Below are 21,536 nucleotides of genomic sequence, written 5' to 3' on the forward strand. Positions count from 1 at the left end.
AATGATATTTAGTTTTGCTAGCTTGATTGAGGTGGATAAAAAATAACAATTAAAAACATAAATTGAATCTAGGTAGGTATATTGTATGGAGAACAGGAGGGAATATGATTCAAAAAGAAGTAATGGAAGAATACTAGCAAATGGTGATGTATTTTAACACTATCACCTGGATTGAGAAGTAAAACCTCATCATTTAGATATAGTTTTACTTGCCCTTTTATAATAAATGCTATTTCTTCACCTTTATGTGCCACAGGCTCCATAGATGAAGCGGTTTGAGGTAGCAGATTCATATTAAAGCCAATTCCAGTGATCCATCTAAATTAGGAGAGAATAACTCATACGAAACATTACAGCTTTCAGGGAAAGTTATTTTTTTCTTTGATCCGCTCTTACAACTAATTCTTCTGTATTAGTATCTTCCAAGAAAAAATTAAATAAAGGAATAGTTAATGCTAAAGAAATTAACTTTAGTGTTTGTAAGGATGGATTCGTGATCCCTTTCTCAATCTTACTTAACATGGAAGGTGTTATATCAGCTATTACAGCTAAACGTTTACTAGTTAATCCTGCACCTTTTCGAAATGCCATAATTTTTTGAATAACATTAATATTTTTCATTTAAATAATTTCCATTAAATGAGCGGAGTATATTAAATTAAAATTAATTTTATTTACTTATACTTAATATACTGTTAATATATATTTAATTAAAATAAATTATGATTAATTTTCAAACTGGCAACTGATGCGAAAACGTGGAAAAAGAATCTACTTAGAAGTAAAGAGATTACTGTTATTGAATATACAACAGACTATAGTAAAGCGGTAGAAAAAGAAGAATACAAGCTAATAATGTATTCTTAAGTTTTTAAAGGACGTGAAATGAATATGAAACCAGTTTTAAAATATATAATTATTTCCCTTGTTTTTTCAATAGTAGGGGTGTGTTGGGCGCTGTTTGACATCTTTATGTTAGATGCAGACTGGCTATTGATTTGGATAGGTGTATTAATGGCATATCTATCGTTGTATATTGTGATAGGTCTATATAGTAGAAAAACGTACGACTCAAAATTGGCTAAAGTGCTTCTAAAAACAATAATTACAACCTTTAGTTTTGGAGCATTAGGAATATCATTCGGAGTTGTACACGAGATATTAGGACCATTGAGTATTACTTTAATGACATGGTATTGGTTTATAATGCTATTTTTATATTTAATACCCATAATATTATTAGTGATTTTAGTATTGGTAAATAGTAAAAATCATAATTTCCCTTGGGTATATAGTATACTTATACTTCTAAATATACTTCTTACGTTATGGCCGTTATTATGGCCGTTATTTATTAATTTTATGGGATCTGCTATGAATGCAAGTGCAGGATGGTAGCAGCTCACAGATTATAAAAAGATTAAAAGAAAAAGGTTATGAATTTGAAGATTATAGCCGAATATAAAAAAGTATGAATGAATTAAATGAATGGAATAAGAAATTAATATAGGGTTTAAATATTTGTAAGAGCGTGTTTAGCAAAATATATAACAACACGCTCTTTTAACTGGCTATTTTTTATTATTTAAATTTAAAAAATAGTATTGCTGAAATGAAAAAGAGAGTTTTGCTCTCTTTTTTTGCATTTCAGCAAAACCTAATTAAATGTGAAGTGAAAATTCATTAGGAATTTATATTAGTAGCGAACGATATTCAAGAAGTATCTACTTTCGTGTCTAAAAAGTGTCCATTTTCATGTCTTTCTACATTACTGTAGAAAGACATAAAAGTCTAAACTAAAATCTCATGAACAATCGTAGATAAATAGCCATTATCATAAATTTTGTCGGTACTTTCATGTCTCAATAACAGGACATGAAAGTCTAAACTTTTTGAACATAGGACAAGAAACTCTAAACTACTTAGCCAGTAATAAACTAATATCCGAAAGTAAACTTTTGAATATTAGTTTATTTTCACAGTTTCAAAAAGAAAACCCACAGCAATTGCTATGGGTTTTCTTTTAATCGACCAAGATTATATTGTAAATGCTCATAGCATTATACGTTGTATTTTATTCATGTTGAATCCTCCAGGTTAATTTTATTAACTTGATAATGACCTCAAATAAGCTTAAATCTGTTTGATCTTTTTTTACTGTATATACTTAGCTTTTTATTTGTTTTATTAATGCATTAGCTGCTACAAGTAACATGAAACTATTGAAGACTAAACCTCCTATATTTACGTAAAAGAGTTTTGTTTGTGTGAAACAATACTTTGATGAAGCGTATGTTCAACATATAGGAGATGATTCCATTTACCACTTGAATAAAGAAGATGCAACAGAGATAGCGACGCAATTTGCAAATCGTTAATACTTTTCTTTAAAATTCATGTTTTATAACTTTCAATTTTAAACTACAAAAATCCCCAAACTAATTTTTTTGTTTTGGGGATTTTTCATTGTCTTGGCTTGATGGTAATGTGGCAATACCCCAGCATACAGTATAAATTTCGAATTTTCGTTTTATCTATTTTTTCCGAATAACATATATTGACAAAGCAACAGTTACGATATAGAATTGGTTTTGTTCACCGGTGAACATTAAGTGGGATTTTTGATTAGTATCATTTTTATTAATCTTATATAACATCAAGATATTCTATCTCTTTTCTATATAGTTTAATATATTATTAGTTATTTAAAATCAATAAAACGGTTTATATTGATAAAATTATTTAAAGGGATGATTGTATGAAAAATGCTATAGCGGTAAGAAATGTTCAAAAGTTTAGTTCTCACCCCTTATCTACTAATTGTGCTGAGATATTTAAACGTAGTAACCATGCATTAATAGGTATTAGTCCGTTTAATAGTAGATTTTCAGACGAATATATTAATAGACTGATTGAATGGGCATTACATACGTTTGATGATGTCAGTGTTTTATTAGCTGGAAAAGAAGCTGCAAATTTACTTGAGGCTTTAGGAACACCAAAAGGTAAGGCGGAAAGAAAGGTTAGAAAAGAAGTATCACGAAATAGAAGATCAGCTGAAAAAGCACTAAAAGAGCATGGGGGTAATGTAAATGCTATCCATACTTTTTCTGATTTTAGTGACAATTATGCATATAACAGCATGAGAGCAGAAGCGGAACATATCTTTGTAAACGAAACTCATTTTCGAAATGCTTGTTTAGAAATGTCACACGCTGCCATTCTAGGTAGAGCAAGGGGAACCAATATAGATATTGATCAAATTTCAAATGACATGCTAAATATTGCAGTAGAATATGTCATTGCAGAACTTCCATTTTTCATTGGAGGAGCTGAAATTTTGGGAACTCAAGAAACTGTACTTATTTATCATAAACCATGGGAACTTGGTGAACAGATAGTTAGAAATGATTTCTCTATCAAGATGAAACCAAATCAAGGATATTTGATGGTTCAAGAAACGGAATGTTTATCTTAATAAATATTAAGTATCCAATACAAGGGGGAAGTAATATGTCAAATACAGTGCAAACGGTAAATATATTATCAGAAGAATTTCAAGAAGATCCATATAAGTATTTTTCATACCTACGTCAGAATGACCCAGTGCATTATGAACCTGAGATTGATAGTTATTTTATTAGCAGATATCAAGATGTTCGTAATATATTAAATGATACTGATACATTTACAACAAAATCATTAGCTGAACGTGCTGAACCAGTAATGCGTGGGCCAGTATTAGCACAAATGCGTGGAAAAGAGCATGTAGCTAAAAGAAAAATTGTTTTAAGAAGTTTTATGGGAGATGCTTTACAAAAATTAATGCCCTTAATTAAAAAGAATGCAGAAGATTTACTATCTCCACACCTTCCAAATGGAAAGATAGATTTAATTAATGATTTTGGCAGAACATTTGCTGTTTATGTAACAATGGATATGATTGGATTAGATAAGAAAGATCATAAGAAGATAGGTGAATGGCATAGCGGTGTAGCTGAATTTATTACCAGTATAAATCAACCACCGGAGGCAAGAAAACATTCTCTCTGGTGTAGTGAACAGTTAGCTAATTATTTAGAACCGATTATTAAAGAGCGGCGGTTAAACCCGCAGGAAGATTTAATTTCTAAATTATGCAGTGCTAAATATGAAGGCATAGCTATGACTGATACTGATATTCTAGCATTAATTTTAAATATACTATTAGCTGCAACAGAACCTGGTGATAAGACTCTTGCTTTATTAATCTATAATTTAATTAACCAACCGAAACAATTGCAAGATGTATTAAATGATCGTTCATTAGTACCCTTGGCTATTGCTGAAACTTTACGTTATAATCCACCAGTGCAATTGATTCCTCGTCAATTAGCAAAAGACACGGAAATAAGTGGTATCCAATTATCAAAAGGAACTACTGTATTCTGTATGATTGGTGCGGCGAATCGTGACCCTAACGCATTTGAAAGACCTGATGAATTCAACATTTATCGTCCGGATCTTGATATTAAAAAGGCATTTAGTGGTGCTGCAAGACATCTTGCATTTGGATCAGGTATTCATAATTGCGTAGGGGCAGCGTTTGCAAAATCAGAAATTGAAATAGTTGTAAATGTAGTCTTAGATAATATGAAAAACATTAAATTGGAAGAAGATTTTCAATATGTTGAAAAAGGACTTTATACACGTGGACCTATTTCTATGCCTATTCTTTTTGATAAGTTAGTTTAAAAATCATTGCTATTTTGATTGTTAATAAAATTCGATTTTTGCTAAGGGGCTAAAAGCCCCTTAGTTTTTCTATTTTTATGGAAAGGTTAAACATATATACTTTTTAAGCTAAAATAACAAAACATTAAATACATTTTTTCCAAGCTTCTAAAAAATTAGTTACAACTTGTAACTCGGAATCATTAAATTGTTGGAATAACTCATTGTAACGTTCATGTGCAATTTTGTGTAACCTCTTATGAACAATAGCTAACTGAATTCCTTTATCAGTTAAAGTATAAAAGATTTCCTTTTTATTATCTGCATTTTGATGCGGCAATAAAATTTTATCATCTATAAGAACGCGAATAGCTTTAGAAATAGTTGCTTTAGAAATATTTAATTCCATAGATAATAGAGTGTTATTCATTTGTTGTTTATTCTCATGAATTACCGAAACTATATGTAGTTGCGTCAGAGTCCAATTTTTATTTATGTTCTCAGATTCACTAACTAATTCTTTTATCATTTCTTGAGATGCATATTTTTTCTTTTCTCTTGTTATGACAAAATCTTCAATAGCTTTTAAGGTTTGTTCATGGACAATATTTATCATTATAAATTCCCCCTATCTAGAATTATTGTTTACCGGTTAACTATATAGAAAGTTTACCAGTAAACAATAATTCGGTCAAGAATTTTAAAAAAGTGACTTGTATGCATTAAAAATAACTTTTATAAAATAATAGAACTTTATTAAGTTTGTTTATGAAAAGGGTATACAGTTAAAATGCTTATGTAATAAGCTAAATTCTAATTTTGCAATTGACAATTGTTAGGTGAAGATATAAAATCAAAATAGTTTACCGGTAAACAAAAAGATAAAGAAGGGTAGAAGTATTTAAATGAATAAGGGCATAAAACAGAAAATCTACGATAATTATTTACATTTATTACATCTCAATGAACAAAAGGCAGATAAGGACGTTGAGACTTTTTTTAAGCAGGCTAAAATGGAACAAATAGAACATGTACCAACAAATATGACAAGTATACACGTAATAGCCTGTATTGGTGAAAACCAACCAATAAATAATATTACAATTGCAAGGAAAATGAATTTATCTAAAGCGAATATCACAAAAATTAATACCAAATTAATAAGAGAAAATTTAATCACTCGTTTCCAGTCGATTGATAATAAGAAAGAGGTATATTATGAACTAACTCCAGCAGGACAATCACTTTGTGAATTGCATCAGAAAATCCATGATCAGAAAGAGAATGAATTTTATCAGTTTGTCGATTCATTTTCCGAAATAGAACAAAATGCAATATTAAAATTTTTACAGAATACAAACGAAAGAATGTTGGGGAAATAAAGTTATTTCACCTTAAATTAGTTAGCTGATTATTAATAATCTTTTAGGAGGGATAGTATGAATCGCGTTAAATCAAGTACTTCTTTTCTTTTATATTTGTTGTGTATTAGTGCTTTTTTCGCTTCTTTAAACCAAAATATTTACTCTCCAATAATCCCAATAATTCGAGATTCATTTCATGTTTCTATAACAATGGTTAATCTTTCAGTCTCAATATTTATTTTTATTACGGCAATTATGCAAATTGTTTTTGGTTCTATAATTGATTTTAAAGGGGCTAGGACTATTCTTATTCCTAGTATTATTTTGACAATTATAGCGAGTATTGGTTGTGCGATTACAAGTAATTTTACAGTGTTTTTAATTTGTAGAATTTTACAGGCTATAGGAACAGCTGCAATACCACTTATTGCGGCAACTACAATTGGCTCTATATTTCAAGGAGAACAACGAGGAAGTGCAATGGGTACATATCAAACAATGTTATCTATTGCGCCTGCTGTTGCACCTGTACTAGGAGGTTTTATTGGCGGAAAATATAACTATCCGGGTGTTTTTTGGCTACTTGTAGCAGTATCTTTAGTTCTGTTTATTATTAATTGGTTATATTTTCCGAAAGATCAGGTGGAGAGCAATAAAGCTTTGAATGTTAGAACTTTACTATCGCACTATGCTTCTATATTTAAAAGTAAAGTGGGAAGTTCTATATTAATATTAAGCTTCTTTGCATTTTTTCTCTATTTTTCTTTCATCGTTTACTTACCAATTTTATTAACAGATTATTACCAATTAAGTTTACAGATAGTAGGTTTACTTTACTTACCGATGGCAATAAGTTTAATAATTGGCAGCATGACTTTTAAAACTATTCAATCTAAAATTTCAATAACTAAACTTTTTATAACTGGAAATGTAGTCTTATCTTTGAGCGCTATATTATTTGCTGTGACACACTCGAATACTTTAATTGGCGTAACAATTGCTTTAATTCTCCACGGAATATCAATTGGTATCCTCACTCCTTTATTTGCTACTATGATTGCAAATGAATTTGAACATAATAGAGGAAGCGCGATGGGAATGTTTAACTTTATTAGATATATGGGAATGGCAGTAGGACCAATTGTTTCGGGGGTATTATTAACATATTTCCAACCTACATTTGTATTTCTTATATTTGGAGGATTTTTTATCTTTCTCACTTTTGGTATGCTTATTCGGATTAAGAAGAGATTTATTAAAATTGTGACAAAAGAAGAAACTCTAAAATAAGAAAAACATTTAAGATTCCAGCATAGAAAGTTCATAGTGCTTAAACTACCCCACTTTCACTTCGTTTAGAAGTGAAAGTGGGGTAGTTGGTAGTTCCAGTTGATTTTTCTTTAATCTGTAATAACTGTTATAAATTAATTTTAATCATCTTATGAATTAGGAGAAATCGTTATACGTTATAATTATTAATTGTTTTTTTGTTTTACTTGTTCTTTTAATTCATCAGGGGTCTTACCGCTAATTACAAATTTAAACTTCATTATATTTGTTGTTAATCCATCTATAATCTTAGAAGAAATTAATATGGAGTAATACAGTTCTAATAAGAAGTGTAGAACGGCATGAAAGTCTAAACTAAAATCACACTAACAAACGTTGATAAATAAAAAGTAAATAAATCTTTTACTTTCCTATCAAAATAGTTTAGAGATTCACGTCGTTTGTAAAAAGTCATGAAAGTAAGAACTAATTATATAGTGTAAAATACTGAATTATCTACAGAGAAAGTTCATTTAGTACCCATTTTCTTGTCTTTCTACATTTGTACAACAAGTGTAGAAAGACGTGAAAGTAGGAACTAATTTTATAGTGTAAATTGCTGAATTTCCGATGGAGACTGTCCATTTATTATCCACCTTCTTGTCCTCATATGGAGACAAGAAAATGGGTACTTTTTAGAACTGAGACACCAAAATGGATATTTTTTAAAACTTCTTTATCATGCATGAAAATAAATGTTTAATAAATAGTCCCTAATTTAAATATAATTATATAAAAAAACATAGATGTAATAGTCATTTTTTCTTATACTTAATATAAAGAGGGGAACAACAATGAAATTTAAGATAAAACAAAATCCTATTCATATGATTATATTTTTATTAACCATTTTCATTTTTATTGCTATGCTTTTCACACAAGGAACTAAAAATATTTACCTCAGTTGCATGATTCTATTAAATATAATTAATTTTATATATATTTACTTTAGATCTACTTATAGAATTACTGACAAATCATTAATTATCAAATATTATTTTACAAATACTGAAATACCTTATAAAGATATTCAACAGATTAGATACAACGGAAAATCACTGAATTCAACATATTGGTCAAGACAGCGATTAGAAATTATATATGGATTATTTAATACTTTAACAGTTTGTATACCAAAAGAAGAAGAGAAATTCATTAATTTATTAAAAGATAAATGTCCTAACATTAAAATAATAGACAAGCCCCTTAAATAATAAAACTGATAGAATTGTTTTTATTTAATATCTAGGAATTTACGAATATAAAAGAGGTCTGAAAATGAATCTAGCAACATTCAAAAAAGAATATAAAATAAATTTTTTGTTTTGGGGTATACCAATGTTTATCTTTATGAATTTAATATTTTATAAAGATATTATCGAATACGTTCAAAATAAAGATTGGATTAATATTATTTCAGATACTTTTATGTCTCTATTGATAGTAATACTAGGAACAATATTATATCTAGCAATTTCAAAACTCAAAAACAAATGAAATTTAAGTATAGAATAAAAAAGGAGATCTAAATAAAATGATCTCTTTTTTTAGTTCTCAGGAAAACTTAGTTAAATGTGAAGTGAAGTTAAAATAAAATTCAAATCTACATTATTAACAAAAGATATTCATGAAGGATCTACTTTCTTGTCTAAAAAGTATCCATTTTTATGTCTTTCTACAACTTTCTACAAAGAGGGGGAGGTCTACTTCCCATCACCGAAGTGTTCGTTAAATTCATATTTAACGAACAGTTCAAGAGGTTGGAAAGTATATGCTATAATTAAACTATTAAAATCATATATAGGGGTGGCAATTTTGAAAGAAGACACTCGCATTAATCCTCAAGATTACTCGTATGCATTTAGATTTAGCAGATACGACTGTTTTAAAGTGCGAACAGGAATTTGTTCTTTACATTTAACGAATGAACAGTATCAAAAAATTAAAGAACGTGAAAAAAATAAAGATTTTAAAGCAGGATCAGTTGATTACTGTAGACTCTTTGCTTCTCACATGATTAAAGAAGATTGGTTTAAGAAGAATACTTTAATTGATGCCGATCACTATAAGTGTGGACATGTGGCATTGGCTAGCGGTCAGCACCGGACTTGCATCGCAAAAACAATAAAGCGAGATAGCTTAACTTTAAATACATTTAAGTATAATGATGGAATATGTAGAGTCTGTTCTTTTAAAAAAGGTGAAGGTCAAAAGACAACCCTTCAAAAATTAATAAATACATATAAGAAAAGAAAAAGAAAAAAATTCGCAAATCATAATTTTATAGATGATGAGGGAATTTATTATTACTAATGAGAATTAAGGAGCAAATGTATGAATAATAACGTTCTATACGATGTTACTACGTATGATTTAAAAGGTTTATGCACACATTTCAATATTGAGGAAGAGGATATTTTAGAATTTTTTGATGCAACTGCTTTAAATGGGATTCAATCTAATGCAGAATCATTTCTTAAATATTTTAAAATAGATAGTGCTAGAGTTTTAGAAAAAGAAATTTATCTTACTTCCCTCCACGTTACAACAGTAAATGATCAACTGGATTCAATAAAAAGGTTTGGGCTAGTAAATCTGCAACAAGCTGTTACATTAGAAACACCTATACAAAATTATTTATTGAAAAAAGGTATTTCGATAGATATTGAAAGGAAAACTATTGGCTACAATGGACAAATAATTGATATAAGTAGAAAATTTAATGGTACATTTGACAGTTTAGGTTGGGTTACCTTTAAGTTATTTACAGACTATGCAATAAATGCATTTTTTACAACTGACGATGTTACCAATTATGACGCAAAAGTTCATGAGCGGCCGGAATTTTTAAAAAATCTATCGGAATTAATAGATGCCCCTGAGATTAATAATGATTGGAAGGAAAAGCATTGTTGCTATGTACTAAAATTCCAATCACATTTAAGTAATTTTGATTGCATGAGCTTTAGAGGTGTCGAATCTGACGATCAAGAATTAGAAAAAAGGATCTGGATCATAGACAAAGTATTAGAAAATCAAAGGTATGGATATAAAGAAACTTGTTATTCACATTTAAAAGGACATGTATCAATCCCCTTCCGAGATATTAAAACCATTTATACTCTCGATGAGTACAAAAACGCTTATCATGTGAAATAATCAGTGTTTACAATAAATAAATATAATTCAAACTGTTCGTTAAAAGTGTATTTAACGTAAACAACAAATGTAGGAATCTTAAATTTTAATTTATATCCATCAAGAGAGAGTCTTTATATACCAATTATATTAGGATTCAAATTATGTATTTTTCACATAATAAAATCTAATTTAAAACAAATAATAAAAGTTCAGCAACTTTGCATTGCTGAACTTTTATTATTTATTCTTTCCAATTCTTCCTAAGCTATCTTTAATAGTTGTTTCCCCAAGTTGAGTGTATAACAAAGCTGTATCTTGACTAGTATGCCCAAGTTGCTGCATCACTTGTAATGAATCTTTTTCTTCCATATATAATTTATTTGCCAATGTATGTCTTAATTTATGAGGAGACATTCTTTTTCCATAGGCCTTAGTATATTTTTCTACTATATCTTGGATAGCTCTAACTGAAAGAGGTTGTGCAGTATGTTTATATTTCGATAAAAACACATTTTTCAATTCTTTCCCTGGAGCATATTTGTTATCTCTAATCTCCATATATTTTTCAAGATCATTTAATGCAATTGGGGTAATCCAAACGGAATCTTCTTTGTTTCCTTTTCGGATTACATCAATTAGTCTTTCCTTTAAGTTTATGTCTTCCATGCGGAGATCGGCCAATTCACTTACACGAATACCGCTACCAAGAAAGAGGGAGAGGATAGCTACATCACGCGCCTTATCTCTTAGGAAATAGAATAACTGATGTTTTGTTAAAGATTTTTCATGTTCGTACTTAACATAATTCAGAAATTCCTGATCATCATCATTATGGAATATTTTAGACCTCATACGTTTTGCACGAGCATTTAATGTTTCTTTATCTTTATGTATTTCAATTTTAGCCATTACATTTCTATAAAAATAGCATTCTCCATCTTCATTCTCTGATAGGGAGGTGAGGTACTTAAATAAAGACTTTAAGGCCGAAATTTTTCTGTTAACAGAGGAATTCTGCATATTTTGTTGTAGTTTTAGAAACCTCATAAAGTTCTCAACATCTTTTTTCTTTAAATTCTCCAAATCAGAGAAGGATATGTTTTTAATGGGCTTAAATTCAATAATTTGTTCAGATAATAGCCAATTAAAGAAGACTCTAAAATCATATACATAATTCAGTAGGGTGGAGGGAGAGGCATCATGCAATTCTTTGTACTCCACAAATTCTTCTATGTAAAAGGGCATTTCATTTAAATTCTCGTATAATTTCTTACGATGTACGGATTTTTGACGTTGTTTATTGTAATCCATAAAAATCACCTCATATATACTATAACAGAAAAGAGATACGAACACAAGTTCGCATTAAATTCAATTTTTACACAAACTTATTTATATAATTAAATTATGAGATGCTAAAAATACTAAATAGTGAATGGAATAATGTATTTACTCAAGTAAAAATTATAGATAATTAAGCGAGAAATTTGTATTTGACCATAAAAATTAGTGCAAAAACTAGATATAAATGTATGGAAAATAAAACAAATTTGCTATAAAAATTCATACAAAAGAATAATACATGAATATAGTTTAAAAGTCTTTATAAAAATATAAATTGATTTATATAATCATAATTATGGGGGTTTAATTAGATCAACGTGAGAAAAAATCTTATAAAGTAAAATGTAATTTGCTATAAAAATTAGTAATGAGTTATTTAAAATTTAATAATTTCTATATAAAGTATGAATTATATAGATACATACCAACATACTAAGATTCATGCAACTAAGCTCAAAATCCCTAGATACGGTTAGTAGATTTTTATTTAACTCCTTTATTGTTCGTAAAATTGGTATTTCGTGCGAACTTTGTTTGCATTTTTAGAATATATAATTACCGCTCTTCTATTGTCGAATTTCGTTGATTCCGATATTCTCTCTCTATATTAGAAATATCCTATGGAATGAGTTTTTTCTATTTCTATAAAATAAGTTTTTTATGGAAACTCTTATCTTATATTGATTCTTTCTTATACGGAACAAAAGAGTAAAGATAACAGACATTTATATATAATAACTTCTCACTTAAATTCATGTTTAATGTATGATTTCCATATAACAAAGAAAAAAGCATCCGTTTGGGACGCTTTTCTAGTTTTATTTTAAAATTATCTCTTTGGGATCAGTAATAATTTGCTGACTCTCATCACCTTTATCAATTTCTTTTCTTAAGTATTCAAGTGTAATTTCAATTTCTTCCTTATTCTCATAATAAATTCCTTTTGTACTTATAATTTCTTGCTCTATTTGTTTTTCTCTTTCTTGAAGCGGATTGATTTCTGCTCTTATGAATAGTTTTTTTCTTTCCCCTTCAAACTTTTCACTCGTTTTTTTTAGAATTTCAATTTTTTTCATTAGAGTACAGGATTCAAGTTCCTTTTCTTTTTCTACTTTTACAATCGCTTTATACTTTTCTATTAATTTTTTTTCCCACTTTAATAATTCATCAAGAATATATTTTTCCATCGCCTAATCCCCTCCAATTAAACTATTCGATAAGAACTATAAATATCCTTTTATATGAATAAACTAATTATATGTTTGGAATAATAATCCTAAATAGAATGTGGGAAAATAAATGAAAAATTCCTTTTTAAGTTAAGATTGATTACTCTCAAGCCACCGTATCATTTGTTTTCTTAGCTCCTATTAGCTAAGCGCTTTACGTTCAGTAACTGGGAGAAGACTAAGAATCTTATAGTTTATAAAGCGTGGAGTTGGCTCAATATTTCAGCTACTTAATGTGACTTTTTTCTTTTGGCTTCAAATGCGATAGCCCGTCCTTATACACAACATAATAGTGTATTGGGCCCTTAGCTTTATAGAAGCCCATTTAACTCACGGCCACCTTCACAGAATCCAGTTGCTTGTTTATAAGTGCCACTTCACCTCTTTGATATATTTATTCGCTAGATTGACAAGCATTTCAAATCCCATCCCACAGTTTCCTAGTTCCATTTTTATTCAAAGAATTATTTTGTTGAGTTTGATTATGCAATATTGCATAATCTCTACTTTCAATCTTTATACATGTGATAATTTAATTATAAAAATATAAAGTATTAGCAAGGGTGATTTATATGAGCAAGTTTCGAAAGAAGATGATTAAACATTTACAAACCTTCTGGGGATGCTTAGCATTCGGTGTATTAATGTTGGCTATCTTCTTAATTATGGATTTAACAGAAACACCTTTTAATGCATTAGGATGGAGAGACTGGCTAGGTTCTTTAGTAGGCGCAGTCATTTTATCCATTGGAATGTTTACTTTAAGTAAATTGGATTCAAAATAGATATTCCATCAATACAGTTTGTAGGCTGTATGCTAAAACTCAGTACATGTAGTTTTCTATGTATCTCTTTGCATTGAGCAGTTTGCAAAAGCTAATCGCTCAATGCAAAATAAAATTTTTACTAATACAATAAATGTATTGTTTACTTCAAATAAAGTTTTAGTTTTAAATGCTTTTCGTGCTTAGAAATCAATATATAATTGATTTCTCACAATGCTTGCGTTAAATGAAAAGATGCGAAGTCTTAGAATAAACTTCGCATCTTTTTTATTTCTTCCATCGTTCCTATACTCAAGTTATTATTCTTCTAACTTATACAACTATTACTACAAGGAAATTAGCATATGATTTAGGAAAATATATTGCGCTTGTAGACATTTATAGCAAATATAAGAGCCCTCCCAATTCAGGACGGCTCCTATATTCGCTATAATTAAATTCAATTTTATGAACTGAATTTTGTATGATAAATCCCTATAACTTTTCAAATTATTTATTTGATATAGATTGAAGTTCGCATTGTATTAAATGGAGCGTTTATAGATGTTTTTTGATATTCAAATGTTCCTTGCTGATGCCCAGAAGCATCCCACTTATAATACCAACCAACAATTGGTTTTCCGCCAATTATAGTGGATCCAATACTTTTCACATTAAAACCATCCATTTTCGTAAATGGATTTTGACCATATCCCATTTCCTTTGTAGTAATATATAAGTATTTTCCCCCGTGGTCACGTGTTGTGCTAAAACTGTTTGGATTAATCGTTTCTACTCCGCCCTGCTCAGATTCTACTTGTACAACGTTTAGTGAAGTAAGTGGTGCTGCAGGTCCAGCATAAGCTTCTGTTGCCATTCCTAATCCGACAAACGCAGTTATTGCTAACGATGAAATACCAAGTACTGCTTTTTTAAACATAATAACATCCCCTTCTATCTATTATTTTCTCTTTCATTGCCAATATAATCCTATTACCTTTATATGTATATAGTTTAAAACTGTAGAAATATTAATGAGAATATTCTATTTTATGTTTCTACAATTCTATTCCATATTATGACTAATTCACAATGTATAACAAAATACGCGTACCAAATATATCCTAATCCGCTTTTATCTTATGAATCTATTTGGTTCTTGCTTTTTTGCTTCATCAGGCCATTCTTAATTATTAGGGGAAAACTACAAAATGAAGGATAGGAATAAAGGGAGAAAAAATATAATCCATGAATGCATTTGCTAAGTATCATTATCAGTATTCTCATTGTCTTACTATATGCATGTCAAGTTTAAAAATTATGATATAAAAATTGTCTTGGAAATAGAATAATAAGAGAATTAAAGATGCAAAAACTGCAGGTTACAGAGCATCTAAAAGATATACTTAAAAACCCGACTCTTATGAGTCGGGTTTCGTTTGTCACTCCTTTATATTATAGGACGTATATATCAACACTCCACTAGTTTGCAAACCTAAAACTTCAATAACCTATCTTGCCTTGGGGTTAACAATATATTATTACATCTTTGACCTTATAGATTCGTATAAACTCGACATTGCCCTTTCCTCTACTTAGGCTTACTTTTGTTTTAGGTCCTCTTGCAATTTCACTAATTTTTCTGCCATATCCTCTGTTTGAATTAATGATGAAATAGGATCACTTGAAAAATAATCTTTCATATCAATTTCAATTACACGCCCATTTTTCACAGCATCTAACGACTTCCAATTTGATGGAGCTGTATCGACACCCTTTTCTTTTGAAGTGATGACAAAAATATAATCTCCTGCATAGTCACCAATTTTTTCCCATGAAACATCTTTGCGTGACTCGCCTTTATCTATAATATTTTTTTTAATACCTTCACTTGGCTTTAATGCCAACATCTCATAAAGTGCGTTCCCACCACGTTCACTTGTATTTCCTACAACAATTGCTTGCTTAATTGTGGCAAGGTCAATAATTGAGTAGGTCGCATCTTTTGGCATCGCTTTTTCTACTTTCTCCTTAGCAACAGCAACGCGCTTATCAAAATCAGTCAAATATTCTTCCGTTTCTTTTTCACGATTTAAAATTTTCCCCATTGCACGTAGTTCTTCGTGGACACCATTATATTTTGATGTATCATACACAACCGTAGGTGCAATTTTTTTATATTTCTCTACTGATTTCGGATCCCAAGTAATAATTAAATCTGGCTTTAATTCAAGCATTTTCTCTACATTCGGTGTATTACCTGAACCAATATCCGCAACAGTTTCATCTACATAGGGCTTCATTAATTGTCCATACTCTAGCATCGTAATTGTTGTGCCGACAGGTTTCATACCTGTTGCTAAAACATGTCCTAAATTCCAATCAACAATGACACGTTTAGGATGCATCGGTACTTTCACATCGCCTTGATCCGTTTTTAAAATACGTTCTGTTTGTTTATTTTCCGCCTTGCTTTCTTCTTTGTTATCTGAACAAGCTGCAAGAGCAATCATGCTAAATGCGACTAGGAAAATCATCAACCATTTTTTCATTTTTTACACTTCTCTTTTCTTTTATTTTGAAATCAATTCGGCTATTTCTTCATCTTTTAACAGTGCCAAATAAATTGTAAAGTGCTTCTTCTCAGCCATATACTATTGCAATGGCTGGTGTATTGAACATGCCCGATTTCATAACAGTACATCTGTTCGGTCATACTCTAACTGCTACATTCTATTATGGTATTCTTATTGTGCTTGCTTTATCGTTCTTTCTACTTCTGTTTGTCCATAAGCCAATCCATACGGTAAGCACAGTGGTTCACCTGTACGTGGATCATCGATTACATCCGCTTCAATATTAAACGCGTCTCGTAGTACATTAGGTGTCACAACTTCTCGCGGCGTTCCTTCACTTACAACGGTTCCTGCTTTAATTGTTATCATGTGATGGGCAAATTTTGTAGCATGGTTCAAATCATGTACAACCATAACAATCGTACGTCCTTCTTCTTCGTTTAACTTTTTCAACAGTGTCAATACTTCAAGCTGATGTGCCATATCTAGGAAAGTCGTTGGTTCATCAAGAAATAAAATTTCTGTTTGTTGTGCAAGTGCCATTGCAATCCAAGCACGTTGTCGTTGACCACCCGATAGTTGGTCAACACCTCGATTAATAAATTCCTCCATACCCGTTACATGAATCGCCCAATGAACAATTTCTTTATCCTCTCTTGATAATGCCCCCATCCCTTTTTGATGAGGGAATCGTCCATAACTAATTAATTCATACACTGTTAGACCATCTGGAGCTTTTGAATTCTGAGGAAGAATCGCGAGCTCCTTTGCGACTTCTCTGGTGGATTTTTTGTGAATCATTTCTCCATCTAACATTACACAACCAGCAGTTGGCCTCATCAAACGAGCCATTACTTTTAAAATAGTCGATTTACCTGATCCGTTTGAACCAACTAAAGCCGTAATTTTTCCATTCGGTATTGAAATATTCAAGTTATTTACAATAATACGTTCGTCATAACCAATCTTTAAATCTATTGTTTCTAATCGACTCATTTTGCGCGACCTCCTATTTTCACATCTGAAACTGTGCTTTATACAGTCGACTATAATTACCACCACTTCGAATCAATTCCTCATGTGTTCCTTGTTCTTTAATGCCTTCTTCCGTCACAACGATAATACGGTCAACATTACGAATCGTTGCTAAGCGATGCGCAATAACAAATGTTGTGCGCCCTTTCGATAATTCTGTTAACGCTTTTTGAATTGCTGCTTCTGTTTCCGTATCAAGTGCCGAAGTAGCCTCATCTAAAATTAAGATTGGTGGATTTTTTAAGAACATACGTGCAATAGAAAGACGTTGTTTTTGACCGCCTGAAAGTTTCACACCACGTTCTCCAATCAATGTATCCAATCCATCTTCTAAATCTTTAATAATATCAGCAAGTTGTGCTCGGCGAGCAGCTTCCCAAATCTCTTCTTCGGTAGCATCTAATTTTCCATAGGCAATGTTTTCGCGAATCGTGCCATCAAATAGGAACACATCTTGTTGAACAATACCAATTTGCTGGCGAAGCGACCTTTGTGTCATGTTTCGAATATCAATACCGTCTACCTTAATACTGCCTTCTTGAATGTCATAAAAACGAGGAAATAGACTACAAATCGTTGTTTTCCCCGCACCTGATGGACCGACAAAGGCGATGGATTCACCATGCTTTACGTGGAAACTTATATTATTCAGAATCGGTTCTTTTCCTTCATAAGCGAATGTGACATTTTCATACGAAATATCTCCATTTACTTGTTGAATCTCAATCGCATCCTTTATGTCCTTCTCATCTGGTTCTGTATTCAATAATTCTAAATAACGTTTAAAACCTGCGACACCTTTTGGATATGTCTCAATAACCGAGTTAATTTGATTAATTGGTCCTAAGAAAATATTTGATAGTAAGATGAACGCCATAAATTCACCAAACTCCATCTTTCCTTGAATTACAAACCAAGATCCACATGCTAATACGAATATCGAAACACTTTTGATTAAGAAATAACTAACTGACGAATTCCAGGCCATCACCTTGTACGTCACTAATTTCGTACGACGGAAACGTTCATTGTTTACTGCATATTGTTTAATTTCTTGGCCTTCGTTTGCAAATGCTTTTACAACTCGAATTCCACTCACATTATTCTCAACACGTGCATTAAAGTCGGCAATATCTTGGAAGAACTGACCAAATGACTTTGACATCTTTTTACTAAAATAGATAGATAATATAATTAAAAGTGGGACGATAATAAATGTAAAAATTGCTAACTTCCAGTTAATCGACAGCATTAGAGCGAATGCACCAATCAACGTCATAACCGCAATGAACAAATCTTCAGGACCATGGTGAGCAATTTCGCCAATATCCATCAGGTCATTTGTCATACGTGATACAAGATGTCCCGTTTTATTATTATCAAAGAAACGGAAAGATAGTTTTTGAACATGGTCGAATGCTTTCTTTCGCATATCAGACTCAATATTAATACCAAGCATATGTCCATAATATGTAACGATATAATGGAAAAACGCACTTAATATGTACAAGCCTAACAGTGCCAATGAAGCTGTTATAATGTAGTTCCAATTACCTGTGGGTAAATAATCGTCAATTACATGGCTTACAGCAAGCGGAAAAACCAATTCCAATAACGCCGCAATAATTGCACAAGTAAAATCTATTATGAATAACCAACGATATGGTCGATAGTAAGAAAAGAATTCTTTTAACATATCAAAATGGATTCTCCTTCTATTTATTATCTCGAACGAGCAAGTAAGTATAAAAAGTATGGTGCACCAATCACCGCAACAACAATTCCAGCGGGGATTTCAGACGGTTGGATAATCCAGCGTCCAATCGTATCCGCCATTAATACGAGCAATGCACCTGCAAGCGCTGCACCTGGAATTAAATATTGATGCTTTGGACCAACTAGTCTTCTCATTAGATGTGGTGCGATTAGCCCAACAAAGCCAATCCCCCCACTGACAGAAACAGCTGAACCCGCCAGCCCCACTGCTGCCGCTAATAACAAGCGTCGTTCTTTTTCTACCGATACACCCAAACCAAGCGCTACTTGATCTCCTAAATTCAATACATTTAATACACGTGCTTTATAGATCACGAATGGTAATAAAAGCATAATGAATGGAAGGATTGATATAACAAACTTCCAATTCGATGCCCAGATGCTCCCTGCCATCCAAGTCGCTACGAATTGATATTTCTCTGGAGATAGACGAAGCGTTAACACTATTGTCGCTGCACTTATCAACGCCGCAACCGCTATACCCGTTAATAACAAACGTGTAGGAGACAATCCTTCTCCACGTTTATACGATAAAGCATAAATAACAGCTGCTGTAATTCCTGCTCCTATCCAAGCTAAAACAGGTAGTAACATAACAGAAGAAATCGTTTCCGTTTGGAACATTGCGACATATAAAATAACAATTAATCCCGCACCTGCATTAATTCCAAGAATCCCTGGATCTGCCAATGCATTACGGGAGAAACCTTGCATGATACAACCCGAAACAGCGAGTGACGCCCCGACTAAAACCGAAACGACAATACGTGGCAAACGGAATTCAAATAAAATCAAGTCTTGCTGAGCTGTACCATTTCCGAAAAGCGTCTGAATTAATTCCATTGGCGCTAAACGAATATGCCCCGTATTCATACTAATAACAAATGTCACCACAATTAGAACAGCTAACACACTTAATACGGTAACCTCTCTTTTTTTTCGCTTTGTTTCAAAAGAAACAACATTTATATGTTCCATTACAGTTCTCTCCTTTCTTTACGAGCGAGATAAAGGAAGAACGGCACACCGATTAAGGCAATTAATGCCCCCACAGGTGTTTCGTAAGGAGCATTGATCATACGTGCTGCAAAATCTGCCCAAACTAGTAGCAAGGCACCTAAAATAGCCGAACAAGGAATAATAAAACGATAATCTACACCTACCAAATATCTTGTTAAATGTGGAACAATTAATCCAACAAAACCAACAGCTCCAACGACTGAAACAGCTGACCCTGCTAAAATCAAAACGATAACTGTTCCAAAAATCTTCACCGTTTTTGCTTTCTGTCCAAGACCTGTCGCAATTTCCTCACCCAAACTTAATAATGTCACTGAGCGAGAGATGATAATTGCGCCAAGGATAGCTAAGAATACAATCGGAACCATTACTTTTATTTGCGTCCAAGTTGTGCCGGCGACACCTCCCGCATACCAGAAAGCCAAATCTTGACCGATACGGAAGTGAAGAGCTACCCCCTCACTCAACGCACTAAATAGAGCACTAATTACCGTACCAGATAGCACAAGTCGTAAAGGTGTCAACCCTCCCCTTGAAATTGAACCAATTCCATACACAAGTCCCGTACTCACCGACGCTCCGATAAACGAAAAAAGAATTAATGCATAATAAGGTAAGTTTGGAAAGAAGGCAAAATTAATAGCCATTGCTAAAACCGCCCCCGAGTTCAACCCAAGTAAACCCGAATCAGCAAGTGGATTTCTTGTCATCCCTTGCATAATAGCACCCGCTGTTGCAAAACTTGCCCCTACAAGCACAGCACCAAGAATACGAGGTAAACGCAAATCGCGAATGACTTGGTGGTCGTTAAAATCAGGATTAAAGTGAAAAATCACATCCCAAATGACCGACATTTTCACATCTGCCGCCCCGTACGAAATTGCAAGGAAGATACTCAAAATAAGTGTAATCACTCCCCCCACCATAATAAAGGTAGCCGCGAGTGGACGTGAGCGAAGTTGTGGTTGTGGTTGTAGTTCTGTTTCTTCATTTATTTTTCTTGCAGACATACTCATAGTTTGCTCACCTTTATATTAGATTCCTCTTACAAACAAAAATGATTATCATTATCATTTAAAAAAATAAAGACTTACCCTTCTTCAATTTACGAGAAGCTTTTATCTATATGTAGCGCTACCTAGAATCTTCACTTTCTATGAAAATGAAACTTCAAATTGCTATAATTCTAGGGTTTCCTTATCAAAATCATTTCGGAGTTGATAACCATTTTCAATTTTAACAGTG

19 protein-coding genes and 1 pseudogene are annotated in these 21,536 nt (G+C 31.7%); 10 read left to right on the top strand and 10 right to left on the bottom strand.

The window, feature by feature from the left end; genetic code table 11:
- Positions 1-149: 149 nt before the first annotated feature.
- Positions 150-621, bottom strand: a pseudogene (locus ACXY7N_RS16860) (helix-turn-helix domain-containing protein); the annotation flags it as partial.
- A gap of 270 nt (positions 622-891) precedes the next feature.
- Here ACXY7N_RS16860 and ACXY7N_RS16865 point away from each other — a divergent pair.
- The 3 genes from ACXY7N_RS16865 to cypX all read left to right on the top strand — a co-directional run bounded on the left by ACXY7N_RS16865 (position 892) and on the right by cypX (position 4,734).
- Positions 892-1,398, top strand: a complete 507-nt coding sequence (locus ACXY7N_RS16865; RefSeq protein WP_141533922.1) for a DUF3902 family protein — start codon at positions 892-894, stop codon at positions 1,396-1,398.
- A gap of 1,360 nt (positions 1,399-2,758) precedes the next feature.
- Positions 2,759-3,478 carry a tRNA-dependent cyclodipeptide synthase gene (locus ACXY7N_RS16870; protein ID WP_098412697.1) on the top strand — a complete coding sequence of 240 codons (720 nt, stop codon included), beginning with the start codon at positions 2,759-2,761 and terminating at the stop codon, positions 3,476-3,478.
- Positions 3,479-3,513: 35 nt separating this feature from the next.
- A complete protein-coding gene (cypX, locus tag ACXY7N_RS16875) occupies positions 3,514-4,734 on the top strand; it encodes a pulcherriminic acid synthase (protein ID WP_078205084.1) in 1,221 nt (406 codons plus the stop codon).
- A 124-nt stretch (positions 4,735-4,858) separates the two neighbouring features.
- Here the strand turns inward: cypX and ACXY7N_RS16880 are convergent, their stop codons facing one another.
- Positions 4,859-5,329, bottom strand: coding sequence for a MarR family transcriptional regulator (locus ACXY7N_RS16880; protein ID WP_070169561.1), 471 nt, complete (start codon positions 5,327-5,329; stop codon positions 4,859-4,861).
- Between the two features lie 289 nt (positions 5,330-5,618).
- Here ACXY7N_RS16880 and ACXY7N_RS16885 point away from each other — a divergent pair, with 289 nt between their 5' ends.
- From ACXY7N_RS16885 to ACXY7N_RS16910, 6 genes are all read left to right on the top strand, one after another.
- Entirely contained in the window at positions 5,619-6,095 is a 477-nt protein-coding gene (locus ACXY7N_RS16885; protein WP_046956890.1) for a MarR family transcriptional regulator, read from the top strand.
- Between the two features lie 57 nt (positions 6,096-6,152).
- A complete protein-coding gene (locus ACXY7N_RS16890; protein WP_088060823.1) occupies positions 6,153-7,367 on the top strand; it encodes an MFS transporter in 1,215 nt (404 codons plus the stop codon).
- An 833-nt stretch (positions 7,368-8,200) separates the two neighbouring features.
- Positions 8,201-8,620, top strand: a complete 420-nt coding sequence (locus ACXY7N_RS16895; protein WP_098412699.1) for a PH domain-containing protein — start codon at positions 8,201-8,203, stop codon at positions 8,618-8,620.
- Between the two features lie 64 nt (positions 8,621-8,684).
- Positions 8,685-8,903 carry a hypothetical protein gene (locus tag ACXY7N_RS16900; RefSeq protein ID WP_098412700.1) on the top strand — a complete coding sequence of 73 codons (219 nt, stop codon included), beginning with the start codon at positions 8,685-8,687 and terminating at the stop codon, positions 8,901-8,903.
- 318 nt (positions 8,904-9,221) lie between these two features.
- On the top strand, positions 9,222-9,719 hold the full coding sequence (locus tag ACXY7N_RS16905) for a hypothetical protein (RefSeq protein ID WP_240523606.1): 498 nt from the start codon (positions 9,222-9,224) through the stop codon (positions 9,717-9,719).
- A 21-nt stretch (positions 9,720-9,740) separates the two neighbouring features.
- Positions 9,741-10,565: a hypothetical protein gene (locus tag ACXY7N_RS16910; protein WP_098412715.1), complete on the top strand. Its 825-nt coding sequence runs from the start codon at positions 9,741-9,743 to the stop codon at positions 10,563-10,565.
- A gap of 219 nt (positions 10,566-10,784) precedes the next feature.
- Here ACXY7N_RS16910 and xerS read toward each other — a convergent pair whose 3' ends face one another.
- Together xerS and ACXY7N_RS16920 are read right to left on the bottom strand one after the other, a co-directional pair.
- Positions 10,785-11,858, bottom strand: a complete 1,074-nt coding sequence (xerS, locus tag ACXY7N_RS16915) for a tyrosine recombinase XerS (protein WP_488592495.1) — start codon at positions 11,856-11,858, stop codon at positions 10,785-10,787.
- 851 nt (positions 11,859-12,709) lie between these two features.
- Positions 12,710-13,078 (bottom strand): hypothetical protein, encoded by a 369-nt coding sequence (locus tag ACXY7N_RS16920; protein ID WP_016135590.1) that lies wholly within the window; start codon positions 13,076-13,078, stop codon positions 12,710-12,712.
- 614 nt (positions 13,079-13,692) lie between these two features.
- Here ACXY7N_RS16920 and ACXY7N_RS16925 point away from each other — a divergent pair.
- Positions 13,693-13,905 carry a hypothetical protein gene (locus ACXY7N_RS16925; protein ID WP_016135589.1) on the top strand — a complete coding sequence of 71 codons (213 nt, stop codon included), beginning with the start codon at positions 13,693-13,695 and terminating at the stop codon, positions 13,903-13,905.
- A gap of 493 nt (positions 13,906-14,398) precedes the next feature.
- Here ACXY7N_RS16925 and ACXY7N_RS16930 read toward each other — a convergent pair whose 3' ends face one another.
- The 6 genes from ACXY7N_RS16930 to ACXY7N_RS16955 all read right to left on the bottom strand — a co-directional run bounded on the left by ACXY7N_RS16930 (position 14,399) and on the right by ACXY7N_RS16955 (position 21,307).
- Positions 14,399-14,824: a DUF4879 domain-containing protein gene (locus tag ACXY7N_RS16930; protein ID WP_016135588.1), complete on the bottom strand. Its 426-nt coding sequence runs from the start codon at positions 14,822-14,824 to the stop codon at positions 14,399-14,401.
- A 661-nt stretch (positions 14,825-15,485) separates the two neighbouring features.
- Complete coding sequence (locus tag ACXY7N_RS16935) at positions 15,486-16,436, bottom strand: ABC transporter substrate-binding protein (RefSeq protein ID WP_016135587.1); 951 nt, start codon at positions 16,434-16,436, stop codon at positions 15,486-15,488.
- Positions 16,437-16,631: 195 nt separating this feature from the next.
- A complete protein-coding gene (locus tag ACXY7N_RS16940; RefSeq protein WP_016135586.1) occupies positions 16,632-17,456 on the bottom strand; it encodes an ABC transporter ATP-binding protein in 825 nt (274 codons plus the stop codon).
- Between the two features lie 19 nt (positions 17,457-17,475).
- Positions 17,476-19,191: an ABC transporter ATP-binding protein gene (locus tag ACXY7N_RS16945; protein ID WP_016135585.1), complete on the bottom strand. Its 1,716-nt coding sequence runs from the start codon at positions 19,189-19,191 to the stop codon at positions 17,476-17,478.
- 26 nt (positions 19,192-19,217) lie between these two features.
- A complete protein-coding gene (locus ACXY7N_RS16950) occupies positions 19,218-20,249 on the bottom strand; it encodes a FecCD family ABC transporter permease (protein WP_016135584.1) in 1,032 nt (343 codons plus the stop codon).
- The gene (locus tag ACXY7N_RS16955; RefSeq protein ID WP_016135583.1) at positions 20,249-21,307 is read right to left on the bottom strand and encodes a FecCD family ABC transporter permease; all 1,059 of its coding nucleotides are present in this window, start codon (positions 21,305-21,307) and stop codon (positions 20,249-20,251) included. Before ACXY7N_RS16955 ends, ACXY7N_RS16950 begins: the two co-directional genes overlap by 1 nt.
- Between the last annotated feature and the right edge of the window lie 229 nt (positions 21,308-21,536).

The organism is Bacillus sp. 5w2, from assembly GCF_054353775.1.

What these genes read in the sequence shown, in the direction of transcription:
- ACXY7N_RS16900 (WP_098412700.1), top strand. Translation starts at nt 8,685, where the DNA reads ATGAATCTAGCAACATTCAAAAAAGAATATAAAATAAATTTTTTGTTT.
- ACXY7N_RS16880 (WP_070169561.1), bottom strand. Translation starts at nt 5,329, where the DNA reads ATGATAAATATTGTCCATGAACAAACCTTAAAAGCTATTGAAGATTTT.
- ACXY7N_RS16940 (WP_016135586.1), bottom strand. Translation starts at nt 17,456, where the DNA reads ATGAGTCGATTAGAAACAATAGATTTAAAGATTGGTTATGACGAACGT.
- cypX (WP_078205084.1), top strand. Translation starts at nt 3,514, where the DNA reads ATGTCAAATACAGTGCAAACGGTAAATATATTATCAGAAGAATTTCAA.
- ACXY7N_RS16920 (WP_016135590.1), bottom strand. Translation starts at nt 13,078, where the DNA reads ATGGAAAAATATATTCTTGATGAATTATTAAAGTGGGAAAAAAAATTA.
- ACXY7N_RS16890 (WP_088060823.1), top strand. Translation starts at nt 6,153, where the DNA reads ATGAATCGCGTTAAATCAAGTACTTCTTTTCTTTTATATTTGTTGTGT.
- ACXY7N_RS16885 (WP_046956890.1), top strand. Translation starts at nt 5,619, where the DNA reads ATGAATAAGGGCATAAAACAGAAAATCTACGATAATTATTTACATTTA.
- xerS (WP_488592495.1), bottom strand. Translation starts at nt 11,858, where the DNA reads ATGGATTACAATAAACAACGTCAAAAATCCGTACATCGTAAGAAATTA.
- ACXY7N_RS16935 (WP_016135587.1), bottom strand. Translation starts at nt 16,436, where the DNA reads ATGAAAAAATGGTTGATGATTTTCCTAGTCGCATTTAGCATGATTGCT.
- ACXY7N_RS16930 (WP_016135588.1), bottom strand. Translation starts at nt 14,824, where the DNA reads ATGTTTAAAAAAGCAGTACTTGGTATTTCATCGTTAGCAATAACTGCG.
- ACXY7N_RS16870 (WP_098412697.1), top strand. Translation starts at nt 2,759, where the DNA reads ATGAAAAATGCTATAGCGGTAAGAAATGTTCAAAAGTTTAGTTCTCAC.
- ACXY7N_RS16865 (WP_141533922.1), top strand. Translation starts at nt 892, where the DNA reads ATGAAACCAGTTTTAAAATATATAATTATTTCCCTTGTTTTTTCAATA.
- ACXY7N_RS16895 (WP_098412699.1), top strand. Translation starts at nt 8,201, where the DNA reads ATGAAATTTAAGATAAAACAAAATCCTATTCATATGATTATATTTTTA.
- ACXY7N_RS16910 (WP_098412715.1), top strand. Translation starts at nt 9,741, where the DNA reads ATGAATAATAACGTTCTATACGATGTTACTACGTATGATTTAAAAGGT.
- ACXY7N_RS16945 (WP_016135585.1), bottom strand. Translation starts at nt 19,191, where the DNA reads ATGTTAAAAGAATTCTTTTCTTACTATCGACCATATCGTTGGTTATTC.
- ACXY7N_RS16925 (WP_016135589.1), top strand. Translation starts at nt 13,693, where the DNA reads ATGAGCAAGTTTCGAAAGAAGATGATTAAACATTTACAAACCTTCTGG.
- ACXY7N_RS16950 (WP_016135584.1), bottom strand. Translation starts at nt 20,249, where the DNA reads ATGGAACATATAAATGTTGTTTCTTTTGAAACAAAGCGAAAAAAAAGA.
- ACXY7N_RS16955 (WP_016135583.1), bottom strand. Translation starts at nt 21,307, where the DNA reads ATGAGTATGTCTGCAAGAAAAATAAATGAAGAAACAGAACTACAACCA.